This window comes from Mucilaginibacter lappiensis (genome assembly GCF_900155965.1).
GTDB lineage: Bacteria > Bacteroidota > Bacteroidia > Sphingobacteriales > Sphingobacteriaceae > Mucilaginibacter > Mucilaginibacter lappiensis.
Window position 1 is genome coordinate 40,902 of sequence record NZ_FTMG01000014.1, and the last position, 21,154, is coordinate 62,055.

A 21,154-nucleotide genomic window follows, 5' to 3' on the forward strand; every position below is an offset into this window, starting at 1 on the left:
AATCGTTCCGATTCAATTACAATATTATGCTGTCATGACAAATGGAGATTGTTCTTAATCATTTTTGGTGTTGATAACATCGCGGTAGCTACCAAAAGCCCCAATATTCATAGAAGGAAAATATTGTTCCGAAGTTAGTTGATCTTACTCCTAAATAATAAAAGCCGATCCTGATTTGAAATGTTCCAAATCAAGACCAGCTTTTAAAAACTGACAATAAATCTGTTAAGAGTATACTCAGTAACTAGTCTTTCCAATGCACCATATCATAAGGGTAATATGGATTATCTTTATAGCTGCTATCATCAAGTCCCATTATTTTGGTTATCGCACCGGCTTCCCAGCACCAGTACCCCCGATATGCCCGTTCTTTTTTATGGGCATCGTACCAGGGATCATCTTTATGCAGTGCGTACCAATTTTCTAAATAAGTTTTCATCGCCCTTTCGGCTTCGTTCTTGGGCAGTTTGGTTAACGCAAATATTTCACCGTACAGCTTTTTATAAATTACATCTTCGGGGATTTTCCCGGTTGCGTTTTTAGCGTTGATAATATACCAAAGCAAGCCGTCGGGCTGCCAATCGTCAAAGCTCGATCCTTCATCAGACTGGGAAACATAATTGACAATTTTTTTAAACTCTTCATCCGGAATGTTTAACAGATAACCCAAAGAAACCATATCAATCATATCGGCATAAAACGCATCGGCGTCCCAGCCAATCCCGTAATAATCAGTACCTTTTAAAAAATTATCATAACATGTGCTAATGTCGTTATTCATCGAGTAATTGATGTACACCAGATCAAGGTATTCCATTGCAATTGCCCATTGATTATAAGGCTTAAGTTTGCCTTCGCTTTTTAGCTTCTCATTATCTTCCGAATATATCTCCAGGTTACGCTGTTTCTTTTTGATCATTGAATCAAAAAAAGCCTCGTCCTTAAACTGAGCCCTGATCTGTTTGTTGGGTTCGGCCTTAGAATTTCCGAATATGCTGTTAAAAAACCCCATTGTTATATATTAATTTATGTTTAAAACCAACTTGCAATTGTTTTACCCAAACCACTACCGGCAATCCCGCCTATCACACCGCCAACTATCCCTCCTACAACTGTGCCAACACCCGGACATATAGCTGTACCTATGATGGCGCCTAACTCTGCCCCGGCTATTCCGCCAGCAAGCCCTCCGGCAGCGCCCCCAACAGCTTCTTTTGTTTTTTCGCCAAAGCCACCTTCCTCTTCGTAGGCCGAATATATGTTATAAGCATCAATTGCTACACCAACAACAATAAGGCCCCTCCCTGCAACTTTACCGGCAACGCTTAGTGCCGGCGACCTGGCAATTGCCTGGCTAGCTTTAAACAAGCCATCATTAGCCCCGGTGGCATATTTACTACTGCGAACAGCCTGGGAGAAATTTGACTCTGAAAGTGCGGTTAACGCCTTTGAATTTCGCAAAGACGACCGTACACTGTTCATCATACCACCGGCCCTTGATGTTTGGATCTCCAATGCTTCGCTTTGCCCGCGGGTAGCTTTAAAACCCCTGTCGTTTAAGGTTTCGGAAGTCATAGTACCATCAGGCTTTACCCGGGTTACTTCGCGGACAAGTGTTCCGTTATTATTGGCCCTTGCAAATGCCTCTTCATCGGCAGGATTAATGGCTCCATTATCAATATGGTTTCTTGTCCACCTGGTATCTAATTCGCGCCCATTATTTGTATTTGCTATAGAAGCGGTATTATACTTTGTGTCAGTCCCTTTAAGCGTGGTTCGTCTTGCATAAGCGCCATCTATGCCAGAGGCCGTAGGTTTATCAATGTTAATTACAGGGTGTTCGCTTCTTATATCCCGATAACCTTCCTGCCTGTGGTAAACATTATCTTTCATCTCCCCGTAATTACCATGCCTGCGGTAATCGGTTGGGCTGTTGGGGCGTACCAGGCTTATTTTGCCATTCTCTACATCATAAATGGTACCTCTTTGTAAAATATCTAAAGTATTGGTGTAATCGCCGTAAGTAAATACACCGGCGCCGGCGCCAGTGAGAGCTCCATTGCTGCTTCCGCTGGGAGCATTAAAGTCTACCTTTATTTTTCCTCCCTTTTTGCAAAGCAGGTTGGCATCTTCAAACAACAGTTTATAGCCATTAACCTTTACCCCTTTATTGGTTTTATCCCAATAAATAGGCTCAAACTGGCAAGCGCCGCCTGTAGCTGAGCACCTGCCCATTGGTTGGATATTTTCGCCAGGAATCATATCCATTTCACTGGCTAAGTACTCACCATATATTTTGGTATTGTTATGATGGGTAACCTTGAGCCTGCAGGGGCTTGAGCCTTTATCGCAGGTAAGGCAGCTATTATCCGGGATATATTTCTTTGACATCTTATATAACTTTAAGGCGGTGAAACACTTCCTTTATATTATACCATTAGCACATTATTTTTAAAAATATTGGCTTTTTTGCTACTTGATTTGGGTAATTCGGCTTGCGCTATCCGCTTACATTGATGCGCGTTTACTACGGTGTAAAATGACGGCACGTGTAACTGTAAATACAGATCGGCGCTTTGTAATACATTATTTTTAAATAGATATATCTCCTCCATTTCGCTTTGAAGATCAACTTTTAGATTATACATATTGGTGAGATCCTTCATCATCCGCACAAAAGATTTCCGGTCAAACTTTTCGTTATCGATCTCTGCGCTATTGGTTATTTTTATCCATTCCCCGGTCTGCTCGTTATGAGCGTTAATGATCAAGGGGAGATCAACCAAACCAAAAAAGCCTTTAAGCAATAGCGGATATTCTTCGGTACTCTCCAGCTCTTTATAAAAAGGTTGAAAAAAGCACCGGTAATGACTATAACCCATAAAGTTTTGCAAAAAGCGTTTAGGGTCTTTTAGCAACTTTTCGGTTTCGGCAAGCATTACCTGAATACCTTCTTGATTTTGGTATTTATTGGCGATTTTTGCCCGGTAGCCCTTATTCCATTGCATTATAAATTGGCTAAAATTATCAATACCAATAAATTTCCCTTCCAGATCGGTAATGATCTGTACCGGCGATTGCAGCCATTCCATATCGGCCGCCCATTCATGAATCAGTGCCGATCCTTCCATGGTTTGATCAAGCAAAGTATATTCAAAAATCCGCTGCTTCTCATCCTCGTTGATCAGTTGTATCTGTACCCACCTGTCCTGTACAAACTCTAATACTTTTGTACCGGCAATGGTACGGTTAGACGATGTAACCTGGTACCAGGCATTTTCAAAATCGGTTCCAAATGACAGCTTCATGATCAGGATTGATTAATTTCCACATCAGCCGCGATGATATGTGCCAGGTTACCACCATCGATATGCATTTTATCGGATGAGCTGATCTCGGCTGTTTTGCCCGAAGCTGAAATTTTACCCGCGGGTGCATCTATGGTTACATCTTTTGCTGTAGCCGATAGTTTTATACTCTCTGTTTCGCTGGTAAACGAAATATCCTTTTTGGCATTTGTCGTAATTCCTTCATCCTGAGCAGTAACCCCGATAGATTTTTTGGCTGTCATGCTAATAACACCCTCTCCGCCGCCTTCTTTAGCTGGTGCAGCCGTTATGTTTATGCTATTGCCAGCGTTTATATTAATATCTTTTGATACCAGGGTAATGGTGTTCGGGGCAGAGATGGTCACTGTTCCATCGCCGTTAAGGGTAACCACATTACCGCTCGGATCTTTAACATTAACACTGCCATTACTATCATCCAATATCACCGTATTACCACTGCGGGTAGTAAGCGCTTTTACTTTATTGTTTTGGTTTCCGCCGCTACCCGTTTTGCCGCTAAACATACTGCCTATAATAATGGGCCGCGCGATGTTACCCTCTTCAAACGCTACCAAAACCTGGTCGCCAACTTCCGGAATAAAAACAAAACCCCGGTTCTTACTTACTTTATCAGAACTGCCGGCATCCGGGGTAACTACCCTTAACCATTCTGTCACATCATTGGATTGACATTGCCATTTGAACTTTACTTTGACGCGTCCATGCCCATCCGGATCTGCATTATCAACTACATCAGCCAATTGCATATCCGGGTTAGGCTTAACGGCTTCATTCACCGGCAGGCGTTCCGTGTCGGCTGTTACGCCTTCAAAGGTATTCTGGTAGTGCCCCACGCCATCTATCTGGTGGTAAACCGCTGTTACCAGGAACTTGCCAAAATCCTGCAATTCGAAACTCGTGGCGCCCTTCATGCTGGTGCTCACATTTAATACCTTACCCAGGCCTACCTGCGGGTTATCCCCATTGCCTATAATGTTCACCAGCTCCGCTATCTGCGCTTTTTGCTCATTGTTTACAAAATCACTGATCTCTTTCTGCGAGTTCACCCGTACTTCCATCGGGCCATTGAAAACCTTGCTGAATACCTTATTAGAGGCATCTATCGCATGGGATACGTCCGGGTTACCTCCTGCGGCTCCCTGTGGTTCGGCTTTTAGCAATGTGTCCTGTTTGGGGTTATAGGCAAATTTGTTTTGTTTTAGCGGGGCTATCTGCATGGCATATTGCAGGCTATGCAGGTCGCGACCATAAATCAGGCTTACTTCTTCCAGTTTATCCGGTTTACCAAAGTTTAGTTTTTGTCCATCGTAATAAAACCATTCATAATACTCCGCCGATAACCGGTTAATAAAATCATAATCGCTTTCCCGGTATTGGATGAGATAATCTATCGGTGAGGTATTGGTAGGTTTGATATTAAACTTCAGATCGTTTTGCGGTGCATCCTGTGTGGCCAGTTGGATGATCGTTTTCAGATCTTTATTCAGATAAGAGCCCAGGTCGGGGCCACGGTCTATCAGTATACCCGGACTAAAACCACTTACCAGTATATCCCCATGAAAACCATGGCTCTGCGATAGTTCTACTTTGGTTACTATACCGCTAAATATGTTTTCGCTCCCGCTGGCTACCCCAAACTGTACCGTTATGTTTTTTCCGATAAAGTCTTTGGAGTTTTGTAGCGTTACCTGGTTGTATTCTTCAACCTGGTCGTGGTTAAACCGTAGCTGGAACGTATGGTGCTCGTTAAAACGCTGATCAAGGTTAAATGTTGAAAAGTGCGTTATCGAAGTCCCTTCTATGTTGATATCAACTATTAATTTCTTTTCCATAATTCTTAGGTATGTAAGCCACGCCCCCTAACCGGCAGCGGCAGAAATAATTTATAACTTTATATCACCTTGTTACCTCCCTCAAAGCAATATTACATTGAGGTTTTTTATAGCATTTTTTAGATTAACTATTTATGTTTCAACCGTTCATTTAATACTTTTAAATTATTGGCGGCATCTTTATCCCCCAGATCAGCGGCCTGCTGCCAATACTCTTTGGCTTGGTCAGGTTTTTCTTGATTCACACAGCATATCCCTAAATTAACAAGTGTATTAACATAGGTTTCTTTACTTAAATGATCTTTATATTTTAAGGCTTCTAAAAAATGCTTCTCCGCTTCCGGGAAATTTCGACTATTCATTTGCTGGGTACCCTTATTATAATCATACTGCCCAGATTCTACATCGTTTTTGATATTTTGAATATTAGTTGTACTATCATTATTAAACAAAATGGAATAGAATAACCGGCCAATAAGAATAAGTATAAAAATACTCGCTACAATTACAATTATCCTTTTCATATAAATATCATTATTAATGTTGCCAGTAATAATATAATATTAAAAATTTAGTTTTATATCGTTTTATCTTTGAGCAAACAGTCCAATTTTTTCTTTTGCCACCTCCTCCGGTTCAATTGAATCGAGTAGTAATTCTCTTTGCATGTGTTCTGTAATAAGATTGCTTATTATTTCTCCAATTATGGCTACCCAAAACAATTAAGTTACTTATAAAATTCTTCCTTTCTGAAATGGAATATTATTGTTGCTTAAAAACACTAAAAGCAAAGGATTAAATTCAGCTAACTCCTGTGGATAGTTTTTATCCATAGCCAGGTTTATCACATTGAAACGATAACCATCTTTAAATTCAAAATGAAAAATAAGATTTTGCATTTTTACTGATGAAATAAAATTGGCCGGGTAATCCTTTATTACTTCATTTTGCTGATTAGTAATAGTAAGATAATCTGAATATAAACTAAGTGTACCTGTTTTGGTAAGTCTGCGCAACATTTGCCAAGCGACGAATGCCCAGGGTAAAAACACAATAAACATTAATAAAATAATTGATATGTGCGCCGGATTAATACCTAAAACGGATGCTATACTATTCTGAAAAGCAAAAATTAATACTAATACAATCAAATAAGAAAAGATAAATATAAAACCAATCGTTAAGGTTTTTCCAATAGGAATAGGTAAACGTAACCTTATAGACGCGGTAGGTGTTTCCATTTGAATATTATTAAAATATAAAAATTAAGACATGCACGATTATTATAAAGGCAACATATCCCAAAAAAAGATTATTATGTTGATATCTTCCAGCTGCCCCAACACAACAGGCAATGAAGAGTAAAAGTGATATAAATGTAGCCAATACACCAAAGTATGTTTTATACACATATACATATGTATCAAGATAGTATCCTACTGAAGAAACAGGCTCCGATTTGAATTTTAAATACAAATAAGGTATCTTATCATCTGTACTATTTAAATTAGCCAGATCTTTCGCGGGAATATAAAATGTAACCAATCTTTCTTTTTTAGATTTAAGAATCGGATGTTGGTAATAAACATCTTCTATCTCACTTGGTGGTGGTGGCTGGTAAATAAATTCCCGTAAGTTGGGTGCTATAAGTCTGTTTATACCGGAATAAGAACGACTAAAAAGAGCTGGGTACTCCTCTAACTGAAAAACATCAACACGATCAGAACGGGCACCAGCCGATTCTTTTTTAAATTCCGCTATTGTACCCTCCTGCTTTACAATTGATCTATCCATCTGTATAACATGGTAAATAATATAGAAAAAAAATAATAGTGGGATCAATATAGTTCCCATCAAAAAAAGATTATACTTCATCCTCGACCACTGTAATAGATTTCCTGGATGCTACTTCGGCATTGGCCATTGCATCCATTAATTCCTTAATATCAGAAGCAACCAGCCAGTTGCCACCTGCCCTAATAGCATCGATCAACATATTTGTACCCATTCCTTTTGCAACACCTAACCCATATTTACCACTAAATGCTTTAAAAGATCCCGCCAATATAGTTTTGTTATTGAATTGGGTAGAGTATTCAGTAACGCTATTTATACGTGACATCTCTAACGTACTTGGAGTACTTCTTATAGTAGTTGCTTCTTGTACTGATGAAAGGTTGGAAGGGATACGAGAGGCGGAGGCAGAAGGGATAGCATTAGATGATACTGTTGTTGTTTGTGTTGCAGAAACTGTTCCTGGTGCTCTTAATGTTCCATCAGACGATGCTACAAAAACACTATTTCTGCTTAAAGTTTGGGTTGTTTGCGTAGTGGTGTTTAAAGCAGAGGTTTGATGTTCTGAGATTTCACCAGCACTACCAAGGGCATCAATTGGCGCACCTACCCTCTTATCTGTTGCAAAATCAACTACGTCATCTAATTTTTTATGATCTTCGTCATGTTCTTTATAAGCTTCCCCGGTGATATATCCATCAGCCCCCGTTTTTTTCTTGGTCCAATCATATAAAGAATTTGCACCATATGAAGCTCCACCTACACCAACGATGCCACCGATATGTAACATACCCGATACAAATCCATAAGTTAAAAAAGAACTTTTTACGGCAACAAATGCATTACCTGCTGCTGCCGCCGCCGTACCCGCAATAAATGCAATGGATGCAATAGCAGCAACGCCGGCTATTGTTTTACCACGGTTTAATGAAGCTTCTGCTTCAGCTGCTTCTTTTGAATACAACACTTTAATATTGCCGCCTAATATGCAGGGCACAATAGATTTTTCTATGAGTGCCTTTTTCTTTTCAATCAATACTTTAGGATGAACTGGCTGCCAATCATGTGGCATAGTCAAAAGCGCGCAAGTACAGGGCATCATTGCTAAGCCTAACCCCGCTCCGGCACCACCAACGGCACCTGCTGCCAGCATTACACCCAGTCCAACGGCTAAAGTACCGCCCGATAAAACCACAGCAGCAGCTATAAAAGCAGCCACAAGTACTCCGATAATGGCAAACGCCAAAACCATTTTGCCACAAACAAAATTGGCGCCCGTACGGTCTTTTATAGTTGCGGCTAACCTACCATTGGCAATTTTTATTGTACTTTGGCTATTTACCTTTATTTGCTGCGTGTGCATTCCATCTGAACAAACCAAATACGCTTTGTCCGGAACATATAGCTGTGTCATATTAAATACGTTTAATTGTATAATCTGCTTGATAGTATAACATATCATTAGCCTTTTCCCGGAGCGAGGCATTACACTCATTTATTAATCCACTGGTTGAATCTATATTATAATCAACCAGCAACTTATATTGATAGTTAAAATCAGGTCCACATATTTGCTTATACATTTCATCATAAAGTTTACCAAACTCTTCTTGAACTTGCAAATCATTAATTAGCGAAGCACTCTGCGTAATGTTAATGCTACCAGGTTTTATATCTGTAACTTTTTCTTTTAACTCAAAAGGAATTGATTTGGTTTGGAAAAGCTGTGAATTATATTCCCCTGTATCAACTATATTATTATCTCCAACGGTCTTTGTACCATAAAATGCACCAAAAAATATACTGTAAAGCAATGTTTCTTTTAATGCTGGCAATGTATCACTAAATTGAATGTCACCTTTTTGAAGAATTTCTTTGTCCGTATCCGCTTTTTCCAAAGGCTTAAGTGCCTCTTCTTTTATTTCTTCCCAACGCGAAAATATTTCTTCCTGATTTAGTACACGCTCAATTTTACCTAAAGACATTAGTTTTATTACCAGCATTTTAGTAGGATAGTTAAAGGCCTTCGCAAAATCCTGCATTTCATTCATTATAGGGTTACTATTAAATGTTTGCTGGTCTTCAACTTCTACATCAACCAAAGTGCCATTTTCAAAAGAATCAATTACTTTCAGCAACCAGATAGTGGATGTACGTACATCCACCACCATTTGCCCCATTGCGAAGAATCTGATATTATAGCTGATTTCAAAACGCTGATTTTTGTTGGGTTGCAACATAAGTGCAATTGATCTAATATCGCCCGAAGGGGGGCCAACTTTTTCAGATTTAGATTCTTCAAAAAACTTAAAAACACTCATAATAATTAATTTATATCTACCTCTGATCCGTGAATTGTATGCTTATCTTTTGAAGTTGAATCTATCGTGCTTGCGTTAATAATAACGCCCGTTTGGGCCAGTGTGCCAATTTTTACTGTACTACCAGTGTTTTTATCTGCATTGGCATTAATAGCATCTGTTCCTTGTATATTAATTGTTTTACCAACAAGATCTATTGTTCCGTCTTTATTTAGCGTTATTGAACTATCCCCTGTTACTATTTTGATACCAACTGCTGATTGTACGTTAATCATCCCTGTAAGTTCATCAACATGTATCATATTGGAAAGCGATGTGGCCAATGTTAAAGCGTGTTCTGCATCATCAAAAAACTTCAGGCTACTCCCCTTGTTTGATGTCATCCCTTTTATACCACTATTGGTAAAACCACCGCTATCTACGTTATTGCTATGATAAACACTGCCCATAACCACTGGCCGGGCAATATTACCTTCTTCAAAAGCAATAATAACCTGATCGCCTTTTTCAGGCACTACTAAGAAGCCCCTGTTTTTGCCAGTATCCCCATGACCTGCATTTGGGCTCATTACACGCAGCCACTCGGTATCATCATTGGATTGGCACTGCCATTTGAATTTCACCTTGATGCGTCCTTGTTTATCCGGGTCGTTATTGTCAGTTACATTAGCCAGCTGCATATCCGGATTTGGCTTTGCAGCATCATTCACCGGCAGGCGTTCCGTATCGGCTGTTACACCTTCAAAGGTATTCTGGTAGTGGCCCACCCCATCTATCTGGTGATAAACCGCCGTTACCAGGAACTTGCCAAAATCCTGCAACTCAAAACTCGTGGCGCCCTTCATGCTGGTGCTCACATTTAATACCTTACCCAGGCCTACCTGCGGGTTATCCCCATTGCCTATAATGTTCACCAGCTCCGCTATCTGCGCTTTTTGCTCATTGTTTACAAAATCACTGATCTCTTTCTGCGAGTTCACCCGCACCTCCATCGGGCCATTGAAAACCTTGCTGAATACCTTATTAGAGGCATCTATCGCATGGGATACGTCCGGGTTACCTCCTGCGGCTCCCTGTGGTTCGGCTTTTAGCAATGTATCCTGCTTGGGGTTATACGCAAATTTGTTTTGTTTTAGCGGGGCTATCTGCATGGCATATTGCAGGCTATGCAGGTCGCGACCATAAATCAGGCTTACTTCTTCCAGTTTATCCGGTTTACCAAAGTTTAGTTTTTGTCCATCGTAATAAAACCATTCATAATACTCCGCCGATAACCGGTTAATAAAATCGTAATCGCTTTCCCGGTATTGGATGAGATAATCTATCGGTGAGGTATTGGTAGGTTTGATATTAAACTTCAGATCGTTTTGCGGTGCATCTTGTGTGGCCAGCTGGATGATCGTTTTCAGATCCTTGTTCAGGTACGAGCCCAGGTCGGGGCCACGGTCTATCAGTATGCCTGGACTAAAACCACTTACCAGTATATCCCCATGAAAACCATGGCTCTGCGATAGCTCTACTTTGGTTACTATACCGCTAAATATGTTTTCACTCCCGCTGGCTACCCCAAATTGTACCGTTATGTTTTTCCCTATAAAGTCTTTGGAGTTTTGTAGCGTTACCTGGTTGTATTCTTCAACCTGGTCGTGGTTAAACCGTAACTGAAACGTGTGGTGCTCGTTAAAACGCTGATCAAGGTTAAACGTTGAAAAGTGTGTTATGGCCGTCCCTTCTATGTTGATATCAACTATTAATTTCTTTTCCATAATTTGGTAAATAATCCCTTAGTCTTTAAGCGGCCAGGGGCAGAAATAACTTATAACTTTATACTGGCCCTTTACCCTCCCAAACACAAAACCATATGAAGTTTCTTTGCCATTCTTTTGTTCGTACTGCTGCTGCAGTTCATATAAGGTACTGCCTTTGTCAGTTGCCTTTTTTAGTGTGATGTAGTAATTTTCTGTTGTTGTGTTATCAATTTCAGACAGATCATCCTCCCGGCTTTGGGGTATCAGCCGCAAGGCGTCTTTACTGAAAATAGTTCCTTCGTATTTCGGATATTCCGCAACACTCACCAGACCCTCTGCCGGATTTATGGTGGTTGCCTTCATATCTTCGGCAGTCCATTGAGGCTGTGTTTGCAGCGGAAAATAAAACATGTTTTTTAGCTGTTCTTTATCTACATTTTTTACCGAGGCTTTAAACTTCTTAAGAAATGCCCGAAATTGTTGCTCATCATTACTTTTAGTTGGGACACTGGTTTTAACCGCCCGATCAGCTTGCGGTTTATTAAGTGCTGTACTATCTTTGATTTGCACAGGCGTATTACCCTTGCAACCCATGGTAGCACAAGCCAGCATAATAAGCTGACAAGTCAAAACATATGTGATCTTTTTTATCATGATCAACTTCTTGGTATGCTGATAATGGCCCTGTCTTCCATTCTTTTTAGTATTACCGCGGCACCCAGTTGTTGGGATACGGCGTTGACGTCAAAAACACGATCCTTAACATATTTACCTTTGGTATAATGGTTAGAGAAACTCCATAGGTATGGGGTATGTATCCCCTTGCCTGCATAGCCAAAACCATTATAGCCTTCTAGCTTTTGCAGTATGAAAGGCAGGCTCCAATTGTTTACCTTATCGTATTTCATGAGCTTAAGGGCATCAACCGCACTCTCTTCGAAAGTAAACGGTGGACCATGCCCAACTTTAGGGCGGTGGGCCGGTACCTGTACTGTGTAACCAGTTAATGGATCGCCGTTATGTAAATGTTTTTTAAAGCTGAATGAGCATTCGAGGTAATGTACACAGGCAATAAAATACCAGGGGATGGAAGATCCACCGCCGAAAAAATTAACCGGCGAATAAACATCGCCGCCCAGTAAACTGGTGCTGTCAAAAAAATTATTTCCAAAAACAGTATTAGTTTGCGGCTGGGCTCCAATATTTAACAAACTATTTGGTTGCGATGCGCCAATTGTTGACAAGTTGAGCGAACCTGCACTAAACCTGTCAAAATAGGAAGTATAGCTGGACGCAAACAGGTTTTTGTTTGCCGGCGGAAATAACATGCCATTACCTAAACGAACCAGGCTTGATATGCTTTCATACCGGGTACGGTTTACGGTTACATGTTCATCAATCACTTTATCAACCTGGGCCATTTTTTCTTTGGCAATTACACAGGTATTAAAAAGCAACAGGTATTCCATAGCCGTTGGGATGGATGACTTTTTTACCTTTTTTTTAGTGGTAGGTACAGGTGCACGCGTTATTCTTTTCTTCTTTTTCATAGGTGTATCAAAGAAATAAATAAGAACAAACTAAAAAAATACGGAGAAAATACTTTTACTTACTTTCTCCGTATTTTCAGTTCATATAAAACAATGGCTTATTTAGGCCAATCGTTTTCGTGCTGGGCATTACCCATTTTTAGCTTACGTGCCGATATAACAAAGCTTAATGACATTGGATTGTTGCCAATGATAGATATGCCTTCGTTATACTGGATAATGTAACCTTCTTCAAAAGTCAACTCCTTCATTTTGGCATCTTCGTCAGATTTTTTGAAGGTAATGGTTCCGTTAATTGGTTTGTATTGATTATTAACCATTGATTCGATAACCGATGTATCCTCAGTTGACTCAACCTCAACTTGTATGGTACCACCGTAAACACCAGATGACGGACGACCTTTTGCGTCCACATCCCTGTTTAATGAAAAGCTGCACTGCAGCACATCAAATTCCTTTGATGATCCGAGACTAATTCTTGCTTTGAAAGCCATGATTTTAAAAATTTTAAATTAAAAAAATAACAGGGTGCCTAAAGCACCGGTACAATTTGGTCAAAAAAAATTAATTAATTTAATTTTTGCCCGGCCAGTCATTTACATGCTCGGCACTGCCTAATTTAAGCTTGCGTGCGGAGATCACAAATTTTAGGCTCATTGGAGTGGATCCAGTAATGTCAATCCCTTCAGAATACTTTACAATGTAACCATCTTCAAAAGAAAGCTCTTTCATTTTAGCATCTTCTTCAGATTTTTTGATCAGCAAAGTACCTGCAATAGGTTTGTACTGGTTGTTTACCATCGACTCGATGATGGAAGTGTCTTCGGTTGATTCGATCTCGATATCGATCGTACCACCATAAACGCCGGAAGATGGGCGTCCTTTTGAATCAACATCGCGGTTAAGCGCATACGAGCAAGTAAGAACATCGTAATCCTTGCCCGAAAAATTTAATCTTGCTTTGAAAGCCATAACGATAAATTTTAAAGGTTAATAATTTAAAAGAATACAGTTTTTCTGTATCCTCTATAACTACAAATAAGAATTATTATTGTTTTATGAATATTATTTTTTTATCAAATAAGTTTTAGCCCGAACGAATATAACTTTTGCAGCCATTTTTTGCTGTATTCGTTTTGCAGGGAGTATAAATGTCCTATCGTGCTGGTATGCACAGGTTTTATCTGGCGTTTTTCGAGGATTCCCTTTTTGATAGCCAGGTAAGTAGGATGTTGATTTTTTTGCCAATCTTCCCAGGCCGGCTCATCCAATATAGATATTATTCTGGCAGATTTTCCACTAAAGTTAATATCCATGCGCCCGGCAGGGCTTATAAATACCTGGTCGGGCATAAATATGCGGTCAAAAAAACCTTTAATGCGAGTATTGATGGAGTCTTTGTAAACAGGGCAAAAAATAGCGATATGCGTGGCCCATTTTAACATGTTAATAGATTGAATAAGATCGGGCTCTGTATCGGTATTGGGCAGGGCAAATTGTTTATTGGGGTTAAATTTCAGATCGGCAATAACCAGCTCCCTTACAACACTCCCTGCAGCCTCGGCCCCATCTTTATAAGCGCCGATCAATGCGGCTGTATTCTCGCCTTTATTAATGTCTGCATTAATAATCAATAGTTGCCTCATTGGCTACAAACATAGCCAGTATTTAACAATAAATAAAGCTGATGGCGAACTTAAATTAACATAAAACAAAAGAGCCATTTAACGAGTGCTAAATGACTCTTTTGTTTTTTACTATTGTTGTTTATACTCGGTATCCCAGGTGGTGCTGGCATCCTCACCCTTGTGGCCGTCAAGTTTCACCACGAAACTTTTAGCCGGGAAGTATGGTGTAATATTAATATCCAGATGGATGCGGTCTTTCTGCTGCTCATCACGTTCAAAACGTACTATCTTAAATCGCTCTATCAGCCTGTCGGGCCCCTGAATATTATCCAAAAATTTCACAATCTGCGAGCGCAGATCCTGTTCGGTTTTGGAGTTCCAGTTTTCAAAAGCGCGACGGTTCAAAAAGTCGAACAGTACTTTAGTGATATAGTCAAATACCCGGACTACAGAGTAGGTTTGAAGGCCGATATTATCGCCATTGAACAGTGTTTTGGCCGAAAATGCCATCACCTTACCATATTCATTAACCATAGGTACTAAACCTACGCGCTCGAGGTGTGATATTTCGCTTTTTTTCAGGTCAAACCGCACACCATCAACTTCATTTACGGCACCATGTTTTTTACCGGCGGTAACCTGCGACATTAAGGTATAATACATTTTACCGGCTAACGCCGCTGATCCTGGTATGTACAGATCTTCTTCTTCACCGGCTTCAGACACCTTGCCACGGCCCACCAGCCAGTTACAAGTCATGATGGTATTTGACTTAAAGGCATCACCTCCGGTTAAGTTAGCCGCGGTAAACAGATCCACTACGTCATCCGGTTGTTCCAGATCGGCAAAATCGGTAACTAACATTACCTTATTGTCATAAGCAATTTTTGACCAGCGCTCTACCACTTTATTGGAACCCAGGTAACCCGGGATAACCAGTATGGAATAGTTTTGGCGCAGATCCAAACGATCGTAATTTTGCTTTAGTTCATTAGCAGTAAATTCAATGAACCTTGGATTATCCAATTCTTTTAATTGATCAAGCGAGGCATTCATCACCACCAAATTTTTCAATTTATCAGCCTCGGTATTTTTATAAAACAAGTGAACCGAGCGATAAGCCTGCTCCAGCTCACGTGTGGCTTGCAGGGTATTCAGCAAATTCTTGTTTAAATTCTCTTCGGTACTTTGCAGGTTTTCGGTACTTTTTTCAACAATACCACTTACCGAATCGCCGTTTTCCAGGGCATCAATCCACTGGTTAAGCTTTAATTTTAACTCTTCGCGCTCTGTTTTCTTTTCATCATCGGTTAAAAATATCTGTTTACGGGCTTTACGCTCGGGATTAAGGTTCTGCAAACCTTCAATAGTAGCTTCCAGCAGGTCGAAACCACCTACACGTGAAAGTTTTTCAAGACTTGATGATAGCGATAGCTCCTCTTTTTCTTTGGGTTTATAAGCCTGACCAGATGACTGATCATTAAGTATCTGCTCGTTGGGTGTTGCCATGATCGTATTTTTATTTGTTTAGGTTATTATTGCTCCAACTCTTTAACTATGCCCCGTAGCGCGTCAATAAAAGCCTGTTTGGTTTCGGCATTATCAAGGGTTGTTTTTAACGTTTTGTTTGTTTTTAACTGCTTAATAATATTCTGATACATTTCGCGCTGAATATTGAGCTTACGCAGATAATTACTTTGCTGAACCAATCTTTTCGGAGCAAAATCGCCCAGGTTGGCAAAATGAAAAGTTTCGTTAAGGTTTGATCCGTCTATTTTATCAAACGCTACGTTAACTTTGGGCTTGTAGTGTCCAAATACCTCTTCCACATTTTTCAATCCTTCTACCTTTTCGGGTCTAAGCGGCTCGTTATCTGTTAGTTTTTGGATAAATAATGTTTTATTAGGGGCTATATCATTAAATGCTTCTGAGGTATCGACTTTCTTCTCGTTTCCTCCTATTTCGTAGTTAAACATAGTTTCTTAATTAAATGATAAGTATAGAATTGTAAATATTAATAATGTAATTACTTGCAAATTGTTTTACTGTGTCTTAATTCTTTCAAAAAGAGTTACTTAATATCCCATAACAGCTCATCGCTGTCTGTATTTTTAGTTATGATGACGCTATTCCCCTTTTTTAACTCCCCGGAAATAATATATCGTGAAATAGGCCTCCGCAGCTGATTACGGATCACGCCCGATAATTGCCTTGCGCCATATTTAGGTGTAAAACCTTTCAACGCCAGCATACTCTTGGCTTCATCGCTGATCTGCATACCGATGCCCATTTTGTCGAGCGCCTGAACCAGGCTTTTGAGTTGAATATCAAATATCCGGACTACATTTTCTTCGGATATCGGTGCAAATGGTACAATTTCAGACAAGCGGGCCAAAAACTCCGGTCGGAAATTTTTACCCATCACTTCCATTAATTGTGATGATGTTGGCATGTTGCCTTTTTGTATCTCCCCTGCAACCCATTCGCTACCAATGTTGGAGGTAAACAGGATCAGCGCGTTGGAAAAATCACCTTCTTTCCCCAGCCTGTCATGCATATGACCTTCATCCAGTATCTGTAAAAAGATGTCGAACACCGATGGATGCGCCTTCTCGATCTCATCGAACAACACCACCGAGTAAGGCTGCTGGCGGATCTTATTTACTAAAAGGCCACCTTCTTCATACCCTACATATCCCGGGGGCGCTCCGTATAATAAAGCCGCGGAATGCTCTTCCTTAAACTCCGACATATCAAAGCGGATCATAGCTTTTTCATCGTTGAACAAAAACTCAGCGATTGACTTAGCCAGCTCGGTTTTACCCGTACCTGTTGGGCCCAGTAAAAAGAACGAACCGATGGGCTGCCCCTTTTTATTTAACCCGCTGCGTGATTCCAGGATAGCATCTGATACGGCTTTCAACGCCTGATCCTGCCCCACTACACGTTTCTTTAAAAAGCCTTCCATGTTTAAAAGCCTTTCTTTTTCCTGCGCTTGTATCTTGCCTAAAGGGATACCTGTTTTATAGGATATAATAGCCGCGATATCCTGTTTATCAACAATTTCGGTTTTATTGCCGGCCAAAGTTTCCAGCTGTCCTATATTCCGTTCGAAATACGCATTGTACTCTTCGGGCGTTTCCAGGCTTTCCACCTGGGTTTCATCGTCCAGCTGCCCCAGTAACACCGCGCTAATCTTATTACGAAGTAAGGAATATAACCATTTGTAGGATACTATCAGCTCGGGATCATCCTTGCTGTTTTTAAGTTCCTCAAAGCGGGTGCGCAGTTCGGCCAGTGAGGTTACCGAAGTATCGTTCATTAAGCGGATAGCGGCCATAGTTCGGTCAAGCAAATCAAAGGCGGCATCGGGCAGGCGCCTGTCTTTCAGGTAGCGCTGCGCCAGGCGCACACATTCTTCCGCCGCATTGTCATCCACTTTCAGGTTATGATGCGCTTCATAGCGGGGTACCAGCTTTTTTAGCATTTTTATGGCTGTGGCCGTATCTGGCTCATTTACCTGCAATACTTCAAAGCGCCGACTAAAGGCTTGTTCTGGCTCAATAACCTTTCGGTACTCATCTATAGTAGTAGCACCTATCACCGTTATTTCGCCACGGGCCAATTCGGGTTTAAGCAGATTGCCTACGCCACCGCCAATCGGGCCCTTATTGTCTAATAAGGTATGTATCTCATCAATAAACAGGATGGCTTTATCCAACTGTTTTAACTCCCGCAGAATGTTCTTGAGCCTATCTTCGATTTCTCCTTTATAAGAAGCCCCGGCTATTAATGAGCCCAGATCCAACTCATACAGTTGTACATTTTTTAGGGAATCAGGCACCTGGTTATTTACAATATCCAAAGCAAAACCGTCAACCAGCGCGGTTTTACCCACTCCGGCATCACCGGTTATCATGACATTAGGTTTGGTACGGCGACTCAATATTTCCATGACCATGCGGGTTTCCCGCTCACGGCCAATAATGGGATCTATCTTATCACGCCGGGCCAGCTCGGTACGGTCGATGCAATATTTCAGCAAAGCGCTGTTTGATTTTGTTGGAGTATGACCGCCGCCATCTTTTTCATTCCCTGTTGTTTGTACCGCTTGCTGTATCTCCTCATTGCTCAGGTAAATATCCAGCAGTTCCTTCTCTTTTACCGGAAACGATTTGAGCTGGTTCACATCAAAGCCTACGTTGGGTTTAACCAATGCAATAAGTACACAAACCGGGGTTATCAGATCAACCCCAAGCTTAATACGCACATTATCGGCCTCTTCAAACACCTGCCTAACGGCGTTATTTCCCAGCATTTCGTCGGGCACGGTAATGGCCGGTGCATACTCTTCAATCCTCACATCGGCCCAATCCTGCACATAAGCAGCATCTTTACCCAAAGATTGTAACATGCCACGCAAGCCTACTTCCTGGTGCATTAGCCCCTTTAACAAGTGCGCCGGACCAAACTCTTTATGGTGATACTCCTTTGCAAGAGATTGCGCCACCCTAACGGCCGTTTTTACTGATTCACTGAGATTAACTACGTTCATGCTATTGCAGGTTGGCCTGGGTTACGTAAAAATAAGTTTTGCCGTTTGATGTAAAATGCTGGTTAACCAACACCGAACGTTTAACCTGTTCGCTGCTGTGCACCAAAAATTTAATGTATCCTTCAAACTGCGCCTGTGGCATATCCCCTCTTAAATCGGCCACTTTGGTATTCAGGAAACTATTTTTACCCGGTAAAGGCAAACCGGTAACTGTTTTAAAGTAGGTGCCCAGTGACATGTTTTTAATATCGCCCTTTGACATCTTTTGATTTAATCGTTTCCTGATGATATCAACATAATTTCTGAACAATTTTTTACGATAATCTGAAGCATCCTGCTGCAGGTTTTCACCGATCATTAAGGAAAGGATATCGGTTAACTGGTTATACTCCTGCTCGTTTAATATCAACAGGTACTGTAATTGCCCCGGATGCTGGCTTACTACATTTGCCGGCAACTGCGCATTAATAAAATACTTAAAGGCGTTATGCGGCATATCATTGCCGAGGTCGTTCGCAGCCGGGCTTACCTGTGCAATTACGCCTGGTTGTACATAACGGTTTTCGCGCCCGGTAAGTCTAAAGGCGCTATCCAGCGCGTGCACCTGGGTATTGATGTCATAATCTGTCTCCCGCATCAAACGATCAACCGATAAGCGCATAGCCTGGTTGGTTTTTACAACACCTTTGGGCGGGAAAACCACAGCGCCCTGTATCATACTGTTTTTAGGATAATCGAGGTAAAAGGAGATGGAATCAGAAAGCGAGGTATTAAACTGCTGTACATTGCTCAAGCCCTCGCCGGTAATCATGCGTTGTTTTTTAAGATCGGCCAGTTTTATAGCTGATTGAGAAACAATTCGCCTTGCCTGTATTACAAAATCATTATAGATAGGGTTATAATCACTAAATACCTGTATGGCCAGCAAGCGGGCATCTGCGGCAGCTACCTGATCAGCTTCATTAGCTATATCATCCGCAGTATAATCGGCAGACCCCGTGGTACCTATCAGCACAATCAGGTTGGTTTCGTTGGTATGCCCTTTAAACAGGCTTAAGGCCGTATTTATTCCTTCAAACACCGGCTGGTTTTGCAAGGTAGTACCGCAACCATTGGTTACGGATGCCTGTTTGTCAAAATATTTTACAAGCTCCCGGTAATCAGTTGTAAAGTTCATTTTATTGATACCTCCTGACGGGCAATCCTGCGCATTTCGGTATACCACGCCACCGTACATCATGTGATTCCCTTTTGCATGGGCATTAAATATGTTTTCAAATGATTGGATGGTACTGGTTATTCCCGAGAAATAGCTGCGCATAGTACTGCCGCCATCAACCACAAAAACAACATTAATGTGATGGATATTTTTGCGGATGTTCAGGTAATCCAGGTATTTGAGATGCCCACCCTTAACATTAAGAATGCTATTGTTTGATTTATCATATACATCTACAGCCAATCCGGTTCCTAATTTATCACCAGGGCTTAGTGCGTTCCCTGTAATTACCGGTAAACTCCGCAGCACCGGCTCATCCGACGTTATCAAAGGATCAAATTTAAAGTAGGTACTGGTAGCTGGCGGAGCGCCCACCAATATGGCCTGATTAATAGCTGTTGCAGCCGAATCATCAGCATCGGTAATATTATTTTTAGCCGAACCAATGTATAAACGGTTACCCCAGTTATGTAAAGCATCGGCCGCTACCCATCCATAAACGCTACGGGATGCGCTGTCGGCTACAAGCTGCCCTTCAGAACCTACCAGCATTTTCTTACCATCGTCTGATTTCTTGAATACATACACGATGTTATTTAACGCAAGTTTTGCTTTTTTACGCTCTAACTCCGGCGAGGTGAATACATACAATGAATCTGTTTTGTCATAATAAAAATCGGGCATCAAGAGCGGATTTTTACCACTGATAACCGCTATATATTTACTGGGATAGGTACCGTGATTAATAAATGCCGATTGCCATAATAAAACTTTCGACTTACTGATCCAACCATAACTCTGACTTGATTTTTTATTGGTGAGCTTGCGGCCCTGTACCATTCCAGGCTGATATTTGATGAGTTTTATATAACCATTTCTTTCTTCGCTTACATAAAACGGATCCATGAACTTTAATTTTTTCATGATCAGCGTACCTCCCGGTGAGGTGTAGGTATAATTCTCGTCGCGATCAGAAAAAACTATCCATGGCAAACCAGTCTTATCATCGCTGTTATAGATATTGGTATTTTCATTCGGCTTTTCAAATGCCGCAGGCAGTGTTACTACCTTCTTACTGATGGAAACCGGCGACTGCGCGTTCACCGAAAAACAGGAAAGCAGCAGTAACATTATTAAAATATTTTTCATTTTGATAG

19 protein-coding genes are annotated in these 21,154 nt (G+C 40.9%); all 19 read right to left on the bottom strand.

Annotated features, from left to right (window positions below; all coding sequences use genetic code 11):
• Nucleotides 1–244: 244 nt before the first annotated feature.
• Nucleotides 245–1,012 (bottom strand): PoNe immunity protein domain-containing protein, encoded by a 768-nt coding sequence (locus BW976_RS21830; RefSeq protein ID WP_076376496.1) that lies wholly within the window; start codon nucleotides 1,010–1,012, stop codon nucleotides 245–247.
• A gap of 20 nt (nucleotides 1,013–1,032) precedes the next feature.
• Nucleotides 1,033–2,391 (bottom strand): PAAR-like protein, encoded by a 1,359-nt coding sequence (locus BW976_RS28925; RefSeq protein WP_084192302.1) that lies wholly within the window; start codon nucleotides 2,389–2,391, stop codon nucleotides 1,033–1,035.
• A 38-nt stretch (nucleotides 2,392–2,429) separates the two neighbouring features.
• Nucleotides 2,430–3,308, bottom strand: coding sequence for a hypothetical protein (locus tag BW976_RS21845; RefSeq protein WP_076376498.1), 879 nt, complete (start codon nucleotides 3,306–3,308; stop codon nucleotides 2,430–2,432).
• Nucleotides 3,309–3,310: 2 nt separating this feature from the next.
• On the bottom strand, nucleotides 3,311–5,182 hold the full coding sequence (locus tag BW976_RS21850; RefSeq protein WP_076376500.1) for a type VI secretion system Vgr family protein: 1,872 nt from the start codon (nucleotides 5,180–5,182) through the stop codon (nucleotides 3,311–3,313).
• 128 nt (nucleotides 5,183–5,310) lie between these two features.
• A complete protein-coding gene (locus BW976_RS21855; RefSeq protein WP_076376502.1) occupies nucleotides 5,311–5,706 on the bottom strand; it encodes a tetratricopeptide repeat protein in 396 nt (131 codons plus the stop codon).
• A 207-nt stretch (nucleotides 5,707–5,913) separates the two neighbouring features.
• Nucleotides 5,914–6,423, bottom strand: a complete 510-nt coding sequence (locus BW976_RS21860) for a hypothetical protein (protein WP_076376504.1) — start codon at nucleotides 6,421–6,423, stop codon at nucleotides 5,914–5,916.
• A 10-nt stretch (nucleotides 6,424–6,433) separates the two neighbouring features.
• Nucleotides 6,434–6,976: a hypothetical protein gene (locus BW976_RS21865; RefSeq protein WP_139332379.1), complete on the bottom strand. Its 543-nt coding sequence runs from the start codon at nucleotides 6,974–6,976 to the stop codon at nucleotides 6,434–6,436.
• Nucleotides 6,977–7,046: 70 nt separating this feature from the next.
• Complete coding sequence (locus BW976_RS21870) at nucleotides 7,047–8,390, bottom strand: PAAR-like protein (protein ID WP_076376508.1); 1,344 nt, start codon at nucleotides 8,388–8,390, stop codon at nucleotides 7,047–7,049.
• A 1-nt stretch (nucleotide 8,391) separates the two neighbouring features.
• On the bottom strand, nucleotides 8,392–9,297 hold the full coding sequence (locus BW976_RS21875; RefSeq protein ID WP_076376510.1) for a hypothetical protein: 906 nt from the start codon (nucleotides 9,295–9,297) through the stop codon (nucleotides 8,392–8,394).
• 5 nt (nucleotides 9,298–9,302) lie between these two features.
• Nucleotides 9,303–11,063 (bottom strand): type VI secretion system Vgr family protein, encoded by a 1,761-nt coding sequence (locus tag BW976_RS21880; RefSeq protein WP_076376512.1) that lies wholly within the window; start codon nucleotides 11,061–11,063, stop codon nucleotides 9,303–9,305.
• 18 nt (nucleotides 11,064–11,081) lie between these two features.
• Nucleotides 11,082–11,699, bottom strand: a complete 618-nt coding sequence (locus BW976_RS21885; protein ID WP_139332380.1) for a hypothetical protein — start codon at nucleotides 11,697–11,699, stop codon at nucleotides 11,082–11,084.
• A 2-nt stretch (nucleotides 11,700–11,701) separates the two neighbouring features.
• A complete protein-coding gene (locus BW976_RS21890) occupies nucleotides 11,702–12,595 on the bottom strand; it encodes a hypothetical protein (protein ID WP_076376517.1) in 894 nt (297 codons plus the stop codon).
• A 98-nt stretch (nucleotides 12,596–12,693) separates the two neighbouring features.
• Nucleotides 12,694–13,089 carry a type VI secretion system tube protein TssD gene (gene tssD, locus BW976_RS21895; protein WP_076376519.1) on the bottom strand — a complete coding sequence of 132 codons (396 nt, stop codon included), beginning with the start codon at nucleotides 13,087–13,089 and terminating at the stop codon, nucleotides 12,694–12,696.
• A 79-nt stretch (nucleotides 13,090–13,168) separates the two neighbouring features.
• Nucleotides 13,169–13,567 (bottom strand): type VI secretion system tube protein TssD, encoded by a 399-nt coding sequence (tssD, locus tag BW976_RS21900; protein ID WP_076376521.1) that lies wholly within the window; start codon nucleotides 13,565–13,567, stop codon nucleotides 13,169–13,171.
• 104 nt (nucleotides 13,568–13,671) lie between these two features.
• Nucleotides 13,672–14,241, bottom strand: coding sequence for an NAD(P)H-dependent oxidoreductase (locus BW976_RS21905; RefSeq protein WP_076376523.1), 570 nt, complete (start codon nucleotides 14,239–14,241; stop codon nucleotides 13,672–13,674).
• Nucleotides 14,242–14,352: 111 nt separating this feature from the next.
• Nucleotides 14,353–15,732 (bottom strand): DUF5458 family protein, encoded by a 1,380-nt coding sequence (locus tag BW976_RS21910; protein WP_076376525.1) that lies wholly within the window; start codon nucleotides 15,730–15,732, stop codon nucleotides 14,353–14,355.
• A gap of 26 nt (nucleotides 15,733–15,758) precedes the next feature.
• A complete protein-coding gene (locus BW976_RS21915; RefSeq protein ID WP_076376527.1) occupies nucleotides 15,759–16,199 on the bottom strand; it encodes a type VI secretion system contractile sheath small subunit in 441 nt (146 codons plus the stop codon).
• A gap of 95 nt (nucleotides 16,200–16,294) precedes the next feature.
• Nucleotides 16,295–18,778 carry an ATP-dependent Clp protease ATP-binding subunit gene (locus BW976_RS21920; protein ID WP_076376528.1) on the bottom strand — a complete coding sequence of 828 codons (2,484 nt, stop codon included), beginning with the start codon at nucleotides 18,776–18,778 and terminating at the stop codon, nucleotides 16,295–16,297.
• Between the two features lies 1 nt (nucleotide 18,779).
• On the bottom strand, nucleotides 18,780–21,146 hold the full coding sequence (gene tssR / locus BW976_RS21925) for a type VI secretion system protein TssR domain-containing protein (protein WP_076376728.1): 2,367 nt from the start codon (nucleotides 21,144–21,146) through the stop codon (nucleotides 18,780–18,782).
• Between the last annotated feature and the right edge of the window lie 8 nt (nucleotides 21,147–21,154).